The sequence below is a fragment of the Gammaproteobacteria bacterium genome (genome assembly GCA_022450155.1).
Lineage (GTDB): Bacteria > Pseudomonadota > Gammaproteobacteria > Arenicellales > UBA868 > REDSEA-S09-B13.
This window is the reverse complement of record JAKUQR010000016.1, coordinates 23,951-42,029: the sequence shown is the minus strand read 5'-3', so window position 1 is coordinate 42,029 and position 18,079 is coordinate 23,951. Positions and strand designations below refer to the sequence as shown.

Genomic DNA, 18,079 nt, shown 5'->3' with positions numbered 1-18,079 from the left:
GTCCTGAGTGACTTACCATGACCTATTCCGGAGTTTTATCGACAAATCACACCAGCTTTACGGTATCCGACCTGAATCGGAGCATTGCCTTTTTCCGAGATGTTCTCGGATTCACTGCCACACCCAAACTGCCGCGGTCTAAATCAGTCATTCAGAGCATAACCGGTGTCGACGAAGCGGACGTCATGATTGCCTATTTACGCGGACCGGGCCACACCTTGGAACTGATCGAATATCTTGGTCCACCAAATCGCAGCGAAGTCCGACCCCGCCCCTGCGATGTAGGATTTGCCCATATCGCCTTTGATGTTGAAGACATCGATGCGATCCTGACTCTGTCCTTGGAACACAATGTGTTCCCGATCGGTCAAGTAACTACAGTCGATCAGGGGCCGAACCAGGGCGGCAAGGCCGTTTATCTGCGTGATCCTGACGGCATCACAGTCGAATTGATACAAAAACCTGTTACATCAAAGCGCTGAATCTGTAGCAACACAACTGCCCCCATGATCCACTGTCTTAGGGCGAATGTTACCCGTCCAGGTTGAACGGATCGTCGATGGACCGGCTTGGAAAAAGGGGTAACCTGGTCAATCGCTACTACTGCATGCGACCCGTCGTGTGACCCAACAACATCGGTAACCAAACGGGCTTACTTAACTCTTGCGCAACTGTAGACCCCCTATTCCGAGCGTCATGTTCCAACTCCATCGATGTACTGGTATTCCACCTTGAGGTTACGCACACACGGCTGGATCGGCCCACGACGCGTCAAAGCGGCCATACCCAGAGGATCATGGGTACACCCACTGCGACCACCAGCACTTCCAGCGGCAACCCCATCCTCCAGTAGTCACCGAAACGGTATCCACCCGGCCCCAGGATAATAGTATTGTTCTTGTGTCCGATGGGGGTCAGAAATGCACAGGATGCAGCGACGGCAACCGCCATCAGAAACGGATCTGGACTGACCTCAAGCCGCACGGCCAGTTCGACAGCAATGGGTGCTGCAATCAGAGCAGTGGCCACGTTGTTGAGCATGTCCGACAGCGTCATCGTTACAACCATGATTATGATCAGAATAAATACAACAGGCAGTCCGTCAGTCCACTCGATAATGGTCTTTGCAATCAACTCAGCAGCGCCGCTGCTTTCAAGTGCGATGCCTATCGGAATCAATGAACCCAGCAATACAATGACAGGCCACTCGATCGACTCGTACAACTGCGATAAAGGCACCAGTCCAGCGATCACATAAACCAGAGCGGCAGCTGCCAGGGCGACTGGCAGATAGACCACACCGGTCGTCGCAGCGGCGATAGCAGCTGCAAAAAGACCGATTGCCAACCAGGCCTTTTTCCGTTGAATCACCACAAGCCCCCGCTCGGCCAATGGCAGGCAACCCAACCATCCAGCCACATCCGGCAGTTCGTCCTCCGACCCGGACAGCAACAGAATATCGCCAGCTCTGATCTTTAACTTTCTAATTCTTTCTCTGAATTGACGGCCTTGTCTTGACACGCCAAGAAGCATGCTATTGTGCCTGGCGGCGAGTCGGAAACTCATTGCAGAACGGCCCTGAATTCGGGCACCTTCTGGAACCACTACCTCTAATAAAACTTGGTTGTCTGCCAAAACGCCTGCGTTTTTCTGCGCTGATGCATATTCAAGGCCGGCGGCACCGATGAACTTATCCATAAACTCCACACCCCCTTGAATAACGACAAAATCACCGGTTCTGACAATCCGTCCCCGGGCAAATCCGGACATACGCCGACCCGCACGAATCAGACCGAGCACAGCAACGTCATACTCCTCAGCCAGCGGGTACAGTTGATCAAGGGTATTGCCTACAACTGTGGCGTCTTCTGTGACCTGGGCTTCTGCAACATAACCGGTAAGGTCCTGCAATTCCTGCCGGGTATTGTGGCGGCTACGCTCAACAGGTAACAGCCGCCAACCTACAAGAGAGACAAAAACAACACCAACCACAGCCACGACGATACCCACAGCTGCAAAATCGAACATGGTAAACGGGTCCCCGAGCGCTTCCCCCCGAAAAGTTGCAACAACGATATTTGGCGGTGTACCAATCAGCGTCACCATGCCGCCGAGGATGGTTGCAAACGATAGCGGCATCAGCGTCAGCGAAGGACTGCGTTTGGCGCGAACAGCAGCTTCCATATCTACAGGCATCAGCAATGCAAGCGCGGCAACGTTATTCATCAGCGCCGACAGTGCTGCTCCAATTACCGAAATTAGACTGATATGGGCAGACAGAGACGCGCTACCACGAATTACAGAACGGGCTATCAGATCCACTGCTCCAGAATTTGCCAAACCGCGACTGACTATAAGAACCATGGCCACAATGACTGTGGCCGGATGGCCAAAGCCGGCAAAAGCCGCTTCTTCGTCGACCAGACCACTTAGAACCGCAAGGGTCAGGGCAGCAAACGCCGCGAGATCGTATCGAATACGGCCCCAGACCAGCATCACAAACAGCAGTCCTAACAGGATAAACAGGCCCGATTGTTGGTAGGTCATAGTGATGAATCAGTACAATGGTGAACAGTGGGGGTCTACTTGGGCTGCATCCGGATAGCGCCATCAAGACGGATCACCTCGCCGTTGAGCATTTCATTGTCGACAATATGCTCGACCAGCGATGCGTATTCCTCTGGCTCACCAAATCTCTGTGGAAATGGAACCTGGTCGGCGAGACTGTCCTGTGCCTCCTTCGGCAGACCGGAGAGCATCGGTGTTTTAATCAATCCCGGTGCGATGGTCATTACCCGTATTCCAAATCGAGCAAGCTCGCGCGCGGCTGGCAGCGTCAGTGCGACCACACCGCCCTTGGACGAACTGTATGCAGCCTGCCCGATTTGTCCGTCGTAGGCCGCTACCGATGCGGTGTTGATAATGACACCGCGGCTACCACTGTCTCCGATCAGCTCCAGTTCTGACATCGCTGCAGCAGTCAGGCGTAGCATGTTGAATGTTCCAATCAGGTTCACATTAATGACTTTTTGATAGTCGTCCAGATCATGGGGACCATCGCGACCAACAATACGGCTGGCTAAAGCGATGCCCGCACAGTTGACGACCACCCGCGGCGGCCCTATCTCAGCCACAACTCGCTTCACTGCAGATCCGGCAGACTGCGCATCGGCAACATCACAAGCGATACCAACACCATCGAATTCATCTGCCTTGTCCTGGGCCGCAGTTTCGTTAAGATCGAGAACCGCAACCCGAGCCCCTCTTGCGGCCAATGCGCTCGCTGTGACGGCGCCCATACCGGACGCGCCCCCCGTCACCACAGCTGATTGATTACTCAGGTCCATAAATTGCGTCCTCCGGGTCGTGCCGTTTCTTGACCGATTCAACATTGCCTGCTTTATAGCAGAATTTGTCGCATTAGAGGCTTCCATGTGTGGCTGCGCACCGTTAATCTACGCCGATTGGCATTCACAGAAGGCGGCATCTAATGAGTGAAGATACGATCCCCGTGGAACGCGAGTCTATGGAAGTCGATGTCGTAATTGTCGGTGCTGGGCCGGCGGGACTTTCAACGGCCTGCCGCCTGATGCAACTGGCTCAGGAGCACGATAAAGAAATCAGTGTTGTTGTGCTTGAGAAGGGTTCCGAAGTGGGTGCTCATATTCTCTCGGGCGCCGTAATAGAACCCAGAGCCCTGTCAGAACTCTTTCCCGACTGGCAGGAACGCGATGCCCCGTTGAAGACCCCGGTTGTGCGAGACGAGGTCTTCTTCTACCTCAATGAAACGAAGACTATAAAGGTGCCTAACCTGATTATCCCTCGAACCATGCACAACCATGGCAACTACATCGTCAGCCTGGGTAAAGTCGTGCGATGGCTGGGAGAGCAGGCTGAGGCGATGGGTGTAGAGATTTTTCCGGGCTTTCCCGCCAGTGAGGTTCTATTCAGCGAACTCGGTGCAGTCAAAGGCGTCGCGACAGGGGAAATGGGCGTGTCATCTACAGGCAACCGCAAACCCGCCTACGAACCTGGCATGGAACTGCATGCTAAATACACTGTATTTGCGGAAGGCTGTCGCGGACATCTCGGAAAACAACTCACTTGTCAGTATGCCCTAGATCATGAACGTTCTACACAGCACTACGGCATAGGCTTAAAAGAACTGTGGGAGGTTGACCCCGTTAATCACCAGCCTGGCCTCGTTATTCATGGAGCAGGTTGGCCTTTGTCGGAACACGGCGCAACCGGCGGCTCTTTCCTTTACCATCTTGAAGATAACAGGATCTCCCTGGGGCTCATTGTTGACCTGAACTACAGCAACCCGTATTTAGATCCCTTTGAAGAACTACAAAGATATAAAACACATTCGCAAATCAGGAAATACCTCAATGGCGGTAAACGAATCAGTTACGGCGCCCGGGCCATCACCAAAGGGGGATTTAATTCCCTGCCAAAAATGTCATTCCCCGGCGGCTTCCTGATTGGCTGTGACGCCGGTACATTGAATTTTGCCAAGATTAAAGGAACACATACTGCAATGAAATCTGGAATGGTGGCGGCTGAGACAATATTCCAGGTACTGATGGATAACGATCCCGGCGGTAAAGATCACACCCACTACCAAACCAACCTGGAACGTTCATGGTTGATCGATGAACTGAAACGCTCAAGGAATTTCGGCCCTGCGCTACACCGATTCGGAACCTACCTGGGCGGTGCATTCAACTACATTGACCAAAACTGGTTCAGGGGAAAGCTGCCTTTGACGTTGCGCGACGAGCACAACGATCACGACAGTCTCGCCGATGCTGCCCGCGTTCCAGTCCTGGAATACCCCAAGCCCGATGGTGAACTGACCTTTGACCGCAACTCATCAGTTTTTTTAACCAACACCTATCATGAAGAAGACCAACCCGCTCACCTGAAACTTGGCGACGAAAAAATCCCCATTATTGTCAATCTTCCAAATTGGCAGGAACCGGCACAACGTTACTGCCCGGCAGGCGTTTATGAGGTGCTACAGGACAACAGTGGTCAGCGCTTTCAAATCAACGCGCAGAACTGTATTCACTGCAAAACGTGCGACATAAAGGATCCAAGCCAGAACATCACTTGGGTTACTCCTGAAGGCGGTGGCGGCCCCTCATATGCGGAAATGTAACGTGGACTTAAGCCGCGAAGGCGCGGGCATTCTGGAATAAACGAAGCCACGGGCTGTGTTCTCCCCAGTGAACTGGGTGCCATGAATTGCATAATGTCCTAAAAACCCGTTCCGGATGCGGCATCATAATTGTTACTCTGCCGTTCGCAGCTGTTAAACCGGCAATGCCACCTGCAGATCCGTTTGGGTTATAGGGATAAGCCTGTGTGGACTGATCCCGGTTGTCTACATAGCGTAACCCGGTCTGGTTGTTCTCCGAAAGCTGCTTAAGCTTTACATCCGAGTCGAATATGGTCCTGCCTTCTCCATGTGACACTGCAATCGGCAGATAACTGCCTTCCATACCGGCCAGTAAAACCGAATCGGATGGCACCACTTCCACCATGACTTGCCGGGCTTCGAACTGATCCGATTCGTTCTTTTCGAATGACGGCCAATGCTCTGTTCCTGGTATGAGTTGCTTAAGCGCCGCAAGCATCTGGCAACCATTACACACGCCCAGCGCGAATCGTTCCGGATGCTGGAAGAAAAGTTCAAACATATCCCGCAGTCTAGACTGATAAAGAATCGACTTCGCCCAGCCTTGACCCGCCCCAAGCACATCTCCAAATGAAAAACCACCACACGCGGCAAATCCGGAAAACTCCATAAGGTCTCGACGACCTGTGGTCAGATCACTCATTGTGACGTCTACCGCACTGAAACCGGCGTGGTCGAAGGCTGCTGCCATTTCAAGCTGTCCGTTGACTCCCTGCTCCCGGAGAATCGCAATCCGCGGCCGACTCCTTCCCGACAATATCGCCTCAATGGCAGGATTCTCACCGGCGTCAAAGGTGATCTTGGCGTGCAGTCCGGGGTCTGTGGTGTCCAGAATACGTTCATATTCCTGGTCAGCACAGTCAGGATTGTCCCTCAGACGCTGCATTTTCCACGACACTTCCGACCATGCACGGTGTAAATCGACCCGTGCAGCGCGGAACTGCTCCCGACCATCGGCAATGATCTGTATGTCGTCGTGATCCTGCCCGACTCGACCAATCACTCTGGAGCACTCGCCCAGTCCATAGCTGTCCAGACAGGTGAGCACCCCCGCCTGGTCATCGGCCCGGACTTGTAATACCACACCCAATTCCTCATTAAAAAGTGCCCGTACAATGTCACTGACGCTGCCGAGATCGATTTCAAGCCCACAACGACTGGCGAAAGTCATCTCACACAACGTTACAAAAAGTCCGCCATCGGAGCGGTCGTGATAGGCAATCAGTTTACGTTCAGCTATCAACTGCCGAGTTGCAGAAAACAGTCCTACAAGCTGTCCTGGAATATCAAGATCAGGCCCTTCACATCCAACCTGATTAAATACCTGTGCCAGTGCAGAACCCCCTAGCCGATTGCGCCCCGCACCCAGATCAACCAAGACGAGCACAGATTCCAGATCGGTCTGCAAAACCGGGGTCAGGGTTAGCCGTATATCAACAACTGGCGCAAAAGCAGATACAACCAGTGACAATGGTGCAACGACCGTGTGTGACGTTTCGTCCAGCGCCCAAGTCGTCTTCATCGACATTGAGTCTTTCCCGACGGGGATTGAAATCCCGAGTTCTGGACACAGTTCCATTGCAACCGCTCTTACTGTGTCATAAAGCGCAGCATCTTCGCCCGGGTGCCCGGCTGCAGCCATCCAGTTGGCCGACATTTTGATATCACTCAGTCGCTCGATCGCTGCAGCGGCAATATTTGTGATTGCTTCAGCCACCGCCATACGGCCACTACTGGCCGGATCGATCAGTGCCAAGGGCGCTCGTTCACCCAGCGCCATTGCCTCACCCGCATAGCCTTCAAACCCGCCTGCAGTGACCGCGACATCTGAGATGGGTACCTGCCACGGTCCGACCATTTGGTCACGCACAATTTGACCGGTCACACTGCGATCGCCAATGGTGACCAAAAACGACTTATCAGAGACACCGGGCAGTCGAAGTACACGTTCAGCGGCATCGGTAACGCTGACATGATTTAACTGCAATTCCGGATAGCTGTCGCGCCCGCGATCCACGACCCGGGACATTCGTGGCGTATTGCCAAACAGCACAGCCAGTTCCAGATTAACCGGCTCACCCACATCATCGGCTGCGATTGATTCATGGCTTTCCCCAGACTCAGTTTCCGCTTTCACCCTGAGCACAGGCGTTCCAGTTGCTTCTCCCACGACACTGTACAAACACCTTTCCCGTTTACAAATGGCTTCAAATTGATCTAACTGATCGGGCGAAACCGCCAGCACGTAACGCTCCTGGGCTTCGTTGCACCATACCTGCATCGGTGACATGCCAGGTTCATCGTTCGGTATTTTCGCGAGGGTAACCTCGCCGCCTAGATTTGAATCGTGGATCAGTTCCGGCAAGGCGTTCGATAGCCCGCCCGCGCCGACATCATGTATTGTTATGATTGGGTTGTTTTCGCCTTGCGCTATGCAAGCATCAATCACTTCCTGACAGCGTCGCTGCATTTCAGCATTTCCGCGCTGAACTGAAGCAAAATCCAAGGACTCTGTACTCTGGCCAGCGCCAACACTCGAAGCCGCACCTCCACCCAACCCGATCAGCATTGCTGGCCCGCCCAGCACTATCAGTTTAGCCCCGGCAGGCATGGTGTTCTTGTAGACATGGTCACGACGCACGTTGCCCAGCCCTCCGGCCAGCATGATCGGCTTGTGGTAACCGCGCCGGACCCCGCTGGCACCGCTTGCACAAGCGACTTCCAGAGTCCGGAAGTAACCCCCAATATTGGGACGACCAAATTCGTTGTTAAACGAAGCACCGCCAATAGGGGCTTCCAACATGATTTGAAGCGCACTGGCCTGTCGTGGATTCGGCATTGCCGCCAATTCCCACGGCATAGAAGCCCCCGGCAATCGCAGGTTGGAAACAGAAAAACCAGTGATCCCTGCCTTGGGCTTACCCCCTCGCCCGGTCGCACCTTCATCCCGGATTTCCCCGCCCGAGCCAGTTGCTGCGCCCGGGTAGGGGGAAATTCCCGTCGGATGGTTATGCGTTTCGACTTTGCAAAGTATGTGCAAAGGCTCGGCCGTGCGCTTGAATTCGCTTGACGTCGGGTCCGGCAGAAACCAGCACCCTACCTGTCCCTCAATTACTGCTGCATTGTCTATGTAGGCCACAAGCGTGCCTTGCTTATGTCGCTCATGGGTCGTCCTGATCATGCCAAATAACGAATCAGGCATACGTTCACCCTCTATAACCCAGTCCGCATTGAAAATCTTATGTCGACAGTGTTCTGAATTGACCTGCGCGAACATCATCAGTTCTGCATCTGTTGGATCTCTTCCCAGAGATTGATACTGCTCCACCAGATAATCGATCTCATCGTCTGACAGAGCAAACCCCATTTGCTCATTGGCCTCCATCAAAGCATCACGGCCACCGTGCAGTACACTGATCTTCGCGATCTTTCCGGGCTTCGAAGCAGAAAACAACACCTGAAGATTTTCCCGTCCAGAAATTATCGACTCGGTCATTCTGTCGTATAACAGAGGGATGAGATGATGTTGGACATCAGAAGGCTCGAGATCACCTTGAATGGTCCACGATATTCCCCGTTCGAGACGAATAATCTCACTCAGGCCACAGTGGTGAGCGATATCGGTGGCTTTTGTCGACCACGGTGAAATCGTGCCCACCCGGGGGAACACTACTATCTCGAGGTTAGCGGTTACGGTGCTGGCTGGGGTGCCGTAGTCAAGTAAACGGTCTAATGTTTTCCGTTTCTTGGCTGAGAGAGATTTTTCAGTTGATGCTACGTGCAGATAGCGTGCCGAAAGCACCTCTAGACCGGGCAGATCCTCGCGAACCTGAGCGCACAGTTTGTTGACACGAAACCGGGAAACCGCCGACCCGCCCTCGAGGATCAGCACGACGTTGGCAACACCGTAACCAACCTACTGTATAACCGTCGCGTCGAGGTCAACACCCAGCCGGAGCGCAACTTCCTCGTAGGCCTCAATCACATCGCCAAGACCATGTCTGAAACGATCCTTATCTAATTTTTTACGAGTCTCGGCGTCCCAGACACGACATCCGTCTGGTGTGAATTCATCCCCGAGTACAAGGTTACCGTCGTAACGTCCGAATTCAAGTTTGAAATCAACCAGAATCATGCCTGCATCAGCAAACATCGCTCCCAGAATGTCGTTAACCTGAAACGTATTCCGCTTCATTAGTACGACTTCTTCGCGGGTCGCCCAGCCGAAAGAATCGATATGATAGTCATTGATCATTGGGTCGTGGCGAGCATCATCCTTCAGAAAGAACTCAAACGTTGGTGGTTCAAGATTCAACCCATCTTCGATGCCTAGGCGCTTACACAGTGAACCCGTTGCAATATTACGCACGACACATTCGACTGGAATCATATCCATGTTTTTCACAATAGATTCGGTCTTGCTCAGAAGCTTTTCAAAGTGGGTCTCAACGCCCGTATTCTGAAGGCACGTCATAATAAACGCGTTAAAAAGATTGTTGACCATACCTTTGCGATCGAGCTGTTCGATCTTCTCTCCGTCGAATGCGGAGGTGTCGTCTCGGAATTCCATAATCAGACGTCCGGGGTCGTCGGTAAGATGCATCGACTTCGCTTTACCTGAATAAAGTTCTAGACCACGTTCCATAGTCTGCTTTCCCAGTAAACCTTTAGTTCAAATTCAAAGAACATCCGCCTTCTGCAACGCGGCACGGACATCATCATAGTATTGCTCGGCCAGCGGTACTAAAGGGAGGCGAATTCCTGAACCGATCAGACCCTGCTGGCAAACAGCCCATTTCGCAGGTATGGGATTCGACTGGAAAAACATAGCCGCATGAAGATCTGCCAATTGGTTATTCACCACCGTGGCCGTATCAGTGTCGCCAGCCACCGCCGCGACACACATCTCGTGCATCAGTTTAGGCGCCGCGTTGGCGGTAACCGAGATGGTTCCCTTTCCTCCTGCCAGCATCAGTTGGCAGGCAGTGCCATCCTCCCCCGAATAGATTGAAAATCCATCTGGGGCTCGATCGATAAGATCACAACCTCGATCGATATCGTTAGTGGCATCTTTTATCCCCACAATATTGTCGATTACAGCCAGTCGTAGGGTGGTCTCGTTACTCATATCGACCGCGGTGCGCCCGGGAACGTTGTACAGAATTTGCGGAATCGAGACGGCAGCTGCAACTGAACTGAAGTGCTGGAAAAGACCTTCTTGCGGTGGCTTGTTGTAATACGGAACAACCAGCAGGCAGGCTGTAACGCCGGCAGCTGCCGCATCCCGGGTGAGCACGATAGCTTCAGCAGTTGAATTTGCCCCAGTGCCCCCGATAACCGGTATCCGCCCTGCTGCAGCGTCCACTGTACGACCGATTACTTCGATGTGTTCGTTATGATCAAGCGTTGCCGATTCCCCGGTCGTTCCGACTGAAACGATCGCATCCGTACCCTGTTCCACATGGTGATCCACCAGCCGTTCGAGGGCCGTCCAGTCCACCGAACCATCATCCCCCATGGGGGTGACCATCGCAACCATACTTCCAGTCAACATATTTCACCTCTTTTGAGCACAGCAATGCTCACGGATATGAGCGGTCGATGGTACTTGTCAAGACCATCGTTTACAAGAATTGCCAAAGTTAGTCCAGCCACCATTCCAGGATACCGTCTTTAATTCGGGCATCGGCCCCGATCATCAGTGGCTGATTAGGTGAGACATGGCCGAAGTCGGGTGATCGGAAAAGCGGTACCGTACATCGTTCGGCGAACCGGGCCACAAGCCATTCCTCATCGTGACCGCCCGAAAGCTCTGTGAAACGACCCACCACAACCGCGGACAGACCCGCCACCAAATCAGCGTCTAACCATTGGTTCCAGAATCGAAGGACCCGCTCTGCCGTTTCATTGGTGTCTTCAAGAAACAGAATGTGTCCCTGAAGGGTTGGGGGGAAGTAGGAGGTTCCGATCAAAGCGGATAGCACACTGAGACAGCCTCCGATCAGGGTGCCTTGTACCGTGGTGTTTGTTGAGTCACCGCCTAACAGCGAAACGCTGATAGTGCTGCTCCAGGGTCGAGATGATGATAACAACCTTAAAAGACAGTCTATATCTGCCCCATTTGTCCACAAGGCGGACCCCGGCATGGGGCCGTGAATCGAGGGCCACCCTAATCGGGAATACAGCGCGATCTGCAGGGCACTGATGTCAGAAAACCCGACCAGTATTGTTTCGGGCAGCAACGATAATGCGGACCAGTCCAGGTATCGCAACAGATCACTGGCACCATAACCACCGCGTGCTGCCAGCACATAGGCACACTCAGGATCAGAAAGCGCGCTCAACAATGTCTGACCGCGCGCACTGACTCCAGCTCGGGCCCGCCTGTCACCCGCATCCGGCGGGTAGCGCTGGTAGCTCACCTGAAAACCTGCTTGACGAAGTAAGGCCAGATTACTCTCTAGTACCGCAGATTCCGGCACCGAACTGGGCTCCAGCACCGTCAGTGTGGTCGAACGACCATCCGATGCCTGAGCCGAACCATATGAGTCAGTGGCCACAAAACCACCCAGCAATGCACCTTCGTTCGTAAAGTATAGCGGTCACAATAGACCCGACGAGTGGGATGACTATCGGCCTATTACATCGTGGGACGGAACAGATTTCAAGCACGCAACTGATCTTGTACATCCGAATGCGATGAATGACCGGACATCCGTATTGTTGAATCCGCTCGACTGACGTACGATCATGGCGACCAATCTCTACTCGGGCCAGACGCGGAGCAAGCCATGTCGATTTTCGACGCAAACCTACAACGGCAGGAAGCAAACTTTGAACCATTATCACCGGTGAGTTTCCTGCGTCGGGCCGCACAGGTCGCAGCAGAACACACCGCTGTCATTCACGGCGACCGCCGCTACACCTACGCACAGTTCTATGAACGGTCGTGCCGCCTTGCCAGCGCCCTTTCACAACGGGGCGTGAGGCAAGGAGATTGTGTAGCGATCATGGGTGCCAATACTCCGGAAATGCTCGAGGCCCACAACGGCGTACCGATGCTCGGCGCTGTGCTCAACTCACTGAATATCCGTCTGGATGCACGCACTATCGCGTTCATCCTGGAACACGGGGAAGCTCGGGTGCTATTGACGGATCGTGAATTCTCCGACTCAGTCCGTGAAGCCCTGGAGCTTATCGACCGGGAATTGCTGGTCGTGGATATCGACGACCCAATGGCAACCGGGGGTGAATGCCTGGGAGCACTGGATTATGAGGACCTTCTGGCAGAAGGCGACCCGAACTTTGCGCCTGAACCGCTGGCAGATGAGTGGCAGGCATTATCCTTGTTGTATACATCGGGGACTACCGGCGATCCCAAGGGTTGTGTATACCACCATCGAGGGGCCTACCTGAATGCGTTGGGCAACATGTTCACCATGGGCCTGGGACGTAATTCGGTCTATCTATGGACCCTGCCGATGTTTCACTGTGATGGCTGGACCTTTACCTGGGGTGTGACAGCGGCAATGGCAACCCATGTCTGTCTTAGAGACGTTGACCCTGCTGCCGTCTATAGATTGATCTGTGAACAAAACGTGACGCATATGTGTGGCGCACCTATAGTCCTGAATATGCTCGCGCATGCGCCGGAAGAATCGAAGGCGACCTTCCCTCAGCAGGTGGAAATCGCGACCGGCGGGGCTGCCCCACCCTCGGCTGTTATCGAGGCCATGGAAGAGAATGGATTCAATGTGACCCACCTCTACGGATTGACCGAAACCTATGGTCCCGCGACCGTGTGCGTACCGCAGGACGACTGGCCGGATCTTGCCGTAAGCGAACGCTCGGCTCGAATTGCCCGCCAGGGTGTGCACTATACGACGCTGGAAGGTGCAACGGTCAAAAACCCCGAGACAATGGAGGACGTGCCATGGGATAGTAAAACCATGGGCGAGGTCATGATCCGGGGTAATACAGTGATGAAGGGTTACCTCAAAAACACACGAGCCACGGGTTTGGCGTTCTCGGGAGGCTGGTTCCATAGCGGCGACCTGGCAGTGCGCCATCCTGACAGCTACATTGAAGTCAAGGACCGTTCAAAAGACATCATCATTTCAGGTGGAGAGAATATTTCCAGCCTGGAGGTTGAGGAAGCACTCTATCGTCACCCCGCTGTATTGGAGGCGGCTGTAGTCGCCAAATCCGATGAAAAATGGGGGGAGACACCCTGTGCATTTGTGACGTTGCACGACGGTTCAAGCGCGACCGCTGACGACATTATTACCTTCTGTCGCGAGCAACTGGCGCACTATAAATCTCCCAGAATCGTCATCTTTGGCCCCCTACCAAAGACTTCGACCGGCAAGATCCAGAAATTTTTGCTTCGTGATCAAGCCGAAAATCTGGGGAGCTGACTAAGGCAAATAACGGACTGACGGGTCAACAAAAGCTATCTTGTTTGGGGCTACCTCGTCCACACGACTGGGTAGCGGGGGCTATCCAGCGGATCACCGTCTGCATGGCTTCCGGATCGAAGACCTTTATTGGTCCCCGGGCGGGCATCGTAAACCACATCGTCACCGGTATAGCGCACTGCATATCCGCGGCGCCGTACATCACCACTGCAATTGCCGCCGGCACCGTGAACGGTTAACGCATGAAAAACATAAACGTCGCCAGGGGAAAGATCCCAGCTGATAACCCCATAACGTTCGCGGGCTGATTCAATATCGGGTATCGGTTCATAATCCGGATTACGTTCATACTCTTCTATCCCCGGACCTTTGCCAAAAGTCTCGGGTTGAAACCAGCGCCCCCAGCGGTGCGAACCTGGTATGAATTCGAGTGCGCCGCTCCGTTTGTTGACCGGATCCAGCGCAACCCAAAAGCTCAACACCTGCCAGCCACGCATGGCCCAATAAGGCTGATCGTTGTGCCAACGTGTTCGGTTCGGCGTGCCAGGTTCCTTTACAAACAGTTGGTCGTAGAGAAGATTTATCTTCGCTGATGCAAGAATTTCCGCTGCCATCTCAGGCAGAGGTGAGTTGAAACAGAAATCCTGAAACCGCGCCTCGGTTTCCCAAGTCCGTAGGTTGCCGTGGAACCGTCCTCCACCAGATCCCGCCTGATAGGCATGAACAAACGGGCCCGGATCACGAATATCGTGTTCGATCGCATCGTTCAGTATTTCTAACCAGTGATCGCTGATACAGCCGCGGACGACGGCCGCACCATCGTCGTTGTACTGCCGGATCACCTCGCTGTCGATGAGTGACATTACTCTATTAAGAAAGTGAAGCGGCCGGTCAATGTACTTGAGTGGCCACGTAAGTCAACTGTCGGCATCCACTCGAATCAACCACCTCGGGTACTACAATCGACAAGTAATGGCGGTACCGGTTTGGCCGGTTTACCTTCTGCCAGCAGACGAGCGGCGATCTGGATATCTGGCGCGAATTCACGGTCTGTCGACCAAAACGGCACCTCTTGGCGCAGAATCTCGACAGCACCTTCAATCGAACGAGTTGATCTAAGCGGTCTACGAAATTCGAGACCCTGGACCGCGGCGAGGTATTCTATAGCTAGAATTAACTGTGTATTGTCGTTTATGCCCGCCAGTCGCCGTGCCGCAAATGTCGCCATACTGACATGGTCTTCCTGGTTTGCGGAGGTTGGCAGACTGTCGATCGATGCCGGATGAGCCAAGCTTTTATTTTCCGACGCAAGTGATGCTGCAGTCACGTGGGCAACCATAAACCCCGAGTTGAGCCCGGCATCTTCTACCAGAAATGGGGGCAGCTCACTGATGCTCGAATCAATCAGCATCGCAATCCGTCGTTCGGACAATGCTCCGACCTCAGCGATGGCCAGCGCGACAGCATCGGCAGCGAGTGCTATGGGCTCTCCATGAAAGTTACCACCAGACAGAATTTCGCCTGTTTCCGGCATGATCAGAGGATTGTCAGAAACAGAAACAGCCTCCCGTAGGAACACCTCAGACGCGTGCTGTAACTGATCCAAACACGCACCGAGTACCTGTGGTTGGCAGCGCAGGCTGTAAGGGTCTTGCACCCTGTCACACAGTGCATGGGATCGGTTGATTTCACTGTCATCCAGCAGGCCTCTGAAAATAGCCGCTACTTTTTGCTGCCCGGGATGGGGCCGAACCCGATGAATTCGCTCATCGAACGGAACATAACTGCCCAAGGCAGCATCAACCGAGATCGCACCGATCAAGATCGCATTGGCCAGATTGCGCTCCGCCTCTAGCACTGCATCCAATGCGAGTGCGGTTGAGATCTGGGTACCGTTCAGCAGTGCCAACCCTTCCTTGGCTTCGAGTTTCAGAGGCTCGAGTTGCATAGCGTCAAGCGCCTGGCCAGTCGGTAGAATTGCTCCTCTGAAGTGCACCTGCCCCTCGCCGATTAATGTCAACGCCAAGTGAGCCAGTGGTGCGAGATCACCCGACGCACCGACTGAACCTTTTTCGGGTATGACCGGTACCATGTCGTTCGCCAGCATAACGATCAGTCTATCGATCAGTTCCGGTGTGACCCCGGAGTACCCTTGTGCCAGGCTGATGACTTTGAGACAAAGCGCCAACCGAACGACCCCCGGCCTCAAAGGTTGTCCAACGCCGGCCGCATGCGAGCGCACCAAGTTCTGTTGTAGCGTAGACAATTGACCGGAATCGATACGGTTCTGAGCAAGCTTGCCAAACCCGGTGTTAACACCGTAAGCGACAACATCAGACGATAAAGCATCCTGAACATGGGCCCGACTGCGTTCTGAAGCCCGCCAGGCTTCATCTGGCAGTTCAATTTTTATCGGCCCAGCGATGATCTGCTGAATATCAGCCAGCCTGATGTGGGTCGGTTCAAGTTTTAGTGTTATCACTTAGGTGATCTCGCAGCTAACCGCCTTAGCGTATTCAGGAATTTTTCCGTTGCAGCAGCCTCACCGGCGTGTCGGCCTTCAGTCACGACTTCCCTGCCCATCGCAATGACTGTCCGAACACTGTTGTCAGCGGCTGAAAATATCCAACTGTCCAACGCTTCATCCGTAGTTCGTACGGCCAGTCTCGGGGAATCCGGATCAAGCTCGATCAGGTCAGCCGGCGCACCTGCGGTAATTCCCGTCAGTAATCGCCCGCAGGCCCTACCACCGCCCGCGACTGCCCACTGTACAAGCCCGGTACCGTTGTGCCGTTCGCCAACCCCCATCATCAGTGCACGTCGATGGTGCTTCAGACGTTGTCCATATTCCAGAAGCTGAAGTTCCCTTGCCGGGTTGCTGCAAATCTGCGAATCTGAGCCAATTCCAAACTTGCCGCCCAACGCTACAAACTCGGTTGCCGGAAACAGGCCATCGCCCAGATTCGCTTCTGTTGTCGGACACAGGCCAACAACAACACCGCGTTCTGCCATCGACTCAAGTTCCCGACTATTCACGTGGGTTGCGTGGACAAAACACCAACGGTGATCGACATCAATCTCATGACACAACCACTGAACTGGCCGAACACCTAGCAACGCAATGCATTCCTCCACCTCATTAAGTTGCTCGGCGACGTGGATATGAAAGGGAATATCAGGATAGTCTACGCGCGATATCCTGTCGAGCGCCGTCAGTTGCTCCGGCGCCACGGCTCTAAGCGAGTGCACTGCCAAACCGTAGCCTCGGTTTGCCATACTATCCGCGGCCTTTCGGACTTTGTCCAACAGTATCAGGTAGTTTTCCAGATTGTTGTAGAACCGCACCTGCGCACCACCCAGCGGCCGTTGATCAAATCCCCCATAGGTATAAAGCACCGGCAACAGTACCAGTGAAATACCTGCATCTTCTGCGGCGATCCATAATCGTTGGCTCATTTCATCCATTTGTACGTATTGATCACCGCCTGGCGCATGGTGCAGGTAGTGAAATTCTGCGACCACGGTGTAGCCCTGCTTGACCATCTCCACAAATACACATCTGGCAATCGACTCAAGATCATCTGGTGTTATGGCGTTGTTTACCCGATACATTAGGTCTCGCCAGCCCCAGAAATCGTCTTTCCCCGGCGTGCGTGTTTCGGTCAACCCCGCCAACGCTCTCTGGTGTGCATGGGAGTGGAGATTTGGTATGCCTGGAATCACCGGTCCAGTGAGTACTAAATCTACCGTCTCTTCACCGACAGGCCCGACATCAGCTATCAATCCTTCTGCCGTAATCTCTAGCAGCTGGTCTCGAGCCCAGCCATCAGCCAGCTGAATCTGCTCGCAGCGCACGCGACGAATGGTCCTAAACGCAGCCACCTGTGTACGAACTCCTTGATCAAAGCGATCATCTATCCCCTATCTAGGAAGTATAGACAACGACGACCTTTGGCGACGCGCATCGCCAACGCTAAAATACCGTAATGGACCTTATATCGACACGTCTGCAAATGCTTGGTATCGAATTGCCGGCTCCGCGTAAACCCGCTTTCAACTACAGCGCGGTCGTGATCAATGATGACCTGGCTTGGGTCTCCGGACAACTGCCCTGGCTCGGTGATTCAACCAACCTTCTCTACAGCGGCCGGCTTGGTGAAAACGTGAGCGTGACAGAGGGGAAATCCTGTGCTCGAGCCTGCATCCTCAATGGCCTGGCCGTTCTCGAACAGGCCAGTGGCAGTCTCGACCGCATTGAGCGCGTGGTGAAACTGGTGGGTTATGTGGCATCGGGAATGGATTTTCATGAACAACCTGCCGTAGTCGATGCCGCCTCGAATCTGCTGGTCGAGATTTTTGGAGACGCTGGAATCCATGCTCGTTCGGCCGTCGGCGTTGCTCAGTTGCCCCGTGGGGCACCCGTTGAAATCGAGCTGGTTGCCAAGATTAGCAACTGAAA

General features: G+C 53.8%; 13 protein-coding genes. 4 read left to right on the top strand and 9 right to left on the bottom strand.

Translation table 11 applies throughout. The annotated features are described in order from the left end of the window. Positions 1-17: 17 nt before the first annotated feature. Positions 18-482, top strand: coding sequence for a VOC family protein (locus MK323_10040; GenBank protein MCH2482498.1), 465 nt, complete (start codon positions 18-20; stop codon positions 480-482). 289 nt (positions 483-771) lie between these two features. On the opposite strand, the gene MK323_10035 is transcribed toward MK323_10040, so the two are convergent. Together MK323_10035 and MK323_10030 are read right to left on the bottom strand one after the other, a co-directional pair. Beyond that, positions 772-2,547, bottom strand: a complete 1,776-nt coding sequence (locus MK323_10035; protein MCH2482497.1) for an SLC13 family permease — start codon at positions 2,545-2,547, stop codon at positions 772-774. Between the two features lie 35 nt (positions 2,548-2,582). Continuing rightward, a complete protein-coding gene (locus MK323_10030; GenBank protein ID MCH2482496.1) occupies positions 2,583-3,347 on the bottom strand; it encodes an SDR family NAD(P)-dependent oxidoreductase in 765 nt (254 codons plus the stop codon). 164 nt (positions 3,348-3,511) lie between these two features. Here MK323_10030 and MK323_10025 point away from each other — a divergent pair, with 164 nt between their 5' ends. After that, positions 3,512-5,164: an electron transfer flavoprotein-ubiquinone oxidoreductase gene (locus MK323_10025; protein MCH2482495.1), complete on the top strand. Its 1,653-nt coding sequence runs from the start codon at positions 3,512-3,514 to the stop codon at positions 5,162-5,164. Between the two features lie 7 nt (positions 5,165-5,171). Here MK323_10025 and purL read toward each other — a convergent pair whose 3' ends face one another. From purL to MK323_10005, 4 genes are all read right to left on the bottom strand, one after another. After that, complete coding sequence (purL, locus tag MK323_10020; GenBank protein ID MCH2482494.1) at positions 5,172-9,095, bottom strand: phosphoribosylformylglycinamidine synthase; 3,924 nt, start codon at positions 9,093-9,095, stop codon at positions 5,172-5,174. Between the two features lie 24 nt (positions 9,096-9,119). Next, on the bottom strand, positions 9,120-9,848 hold the full coding sequence (locus tag MK323_10015) for a phosphoribosylaminoimidazolesuccinocarboxamide synthase (GenBank protein ID MCH2482493.1): 729 nt from the start codon (positions 9,846-9,848) through the stop codon (positions 9,120-9,122). Positions 9,849-9,881: 33 nt separating this feature from the next. After that, complete coding sequence (dapA, locus tag MK323_10010) at positions 9,882-10,757, bottom strand: 4-hydroxy-tetrahydrodipicolinate synthase (protein MCH2482492.1); 876 nt, start codon at positions 10,755-10,757, stop codon at positions 9,882-9,884. 88 nt (positions 10,758-10,845) lie between these two features. Continuing rightward, positions 10,846-11,763, bottom strand: a complete 918-nt coding sequence (locus tag MK323_10005) for an LD-carboxypeptidase (GenBank protein MCH2482491.1) — start codon at positions 11,761-11,763, stop codon at positions 10,846-10,848. Between the two features lie 231 nt (positions 11,764-11,994). Here MK323_10005 and MK323_10000 point away from each other — a divergent pair, with 231 nt between their 5' ends. Next, positions 11,995-13,620 carry an acyl-CoA synthetase gene (locus MK323_10000; GenBank protein ID MCH2482490.1) on the top strand — a complete coding sequence of 542 codons (1,626 nt, stop codon included), beginning with the start codon at positions 11,995-11,997 and terminating at the stop codon, positions 13,618-13,620. A gap of 50 nt (positions 13,621-13,670) precedes the next feature. Here the strand turns inward: MK323_10000 and MK323_09995 are convergent, their stop codons facing one another. The 3 genes from MK323_09995 to MK323_09985 all read right to left on the bottom strand — a co-directional run bounded on the left by MK323_09995 (position 13,671) and on the right by MK323_09985 (position 17,502). Next, on the bottom strand, positions 13,671-14,483 hold the full coding sequence (locus MK323_09995) for a phytanoyl-CoA dioxygenase family protein (GenBank protein MCH2482489.1): 813 nt from the start codon (positions 14,481-14,483) through the stop codon (positions 13,671-13,673). A gap of 77 nt (positions 14,484-14,560) precedes the next feature. Continuing rightward, positions 14,561-16,102, bottom strand: a complete 1,542-nt coding sequence (gene hutH, locus MK323_09990) for a histidine ammonia-lyase (GenBank protein MCH2482488.1) — start codon at positions 16,100-16,102, stop codon at positions 14,561-14,563. Continuing rightward, positions 16,099-17,502: a formimidoylglutamate deiminase gene (locus MK323_09985; GenBank protein ID MCH2482487.1), complete on the bottom strand. Its 1,404-nt coding sequence runs from the start codon at positions 17,500-17,502 to the stop codon at positions 16,099-16,101. The genes hutH and MK323_09985 overlap by 4 nt, the downstream gene beginning before the upstream one ends. A 104-nt stretch (positions 17,503-17,606) precedes the next feature. On the opposite strand from MK323_09985, the gene MK323_09980 reads away from it, so the two are divergent. Beyond that, positions 17,607-18,077, top strand: coding sequence for a RidA family protein (locus MK323_09980; protein MCH2482486.1), 471 nt, complete (start codon positions 17,607-17,609; stop codon positions 18,075-18,077). Positions 18,078-18,079 lie beyond the last annotated feature (2 nt).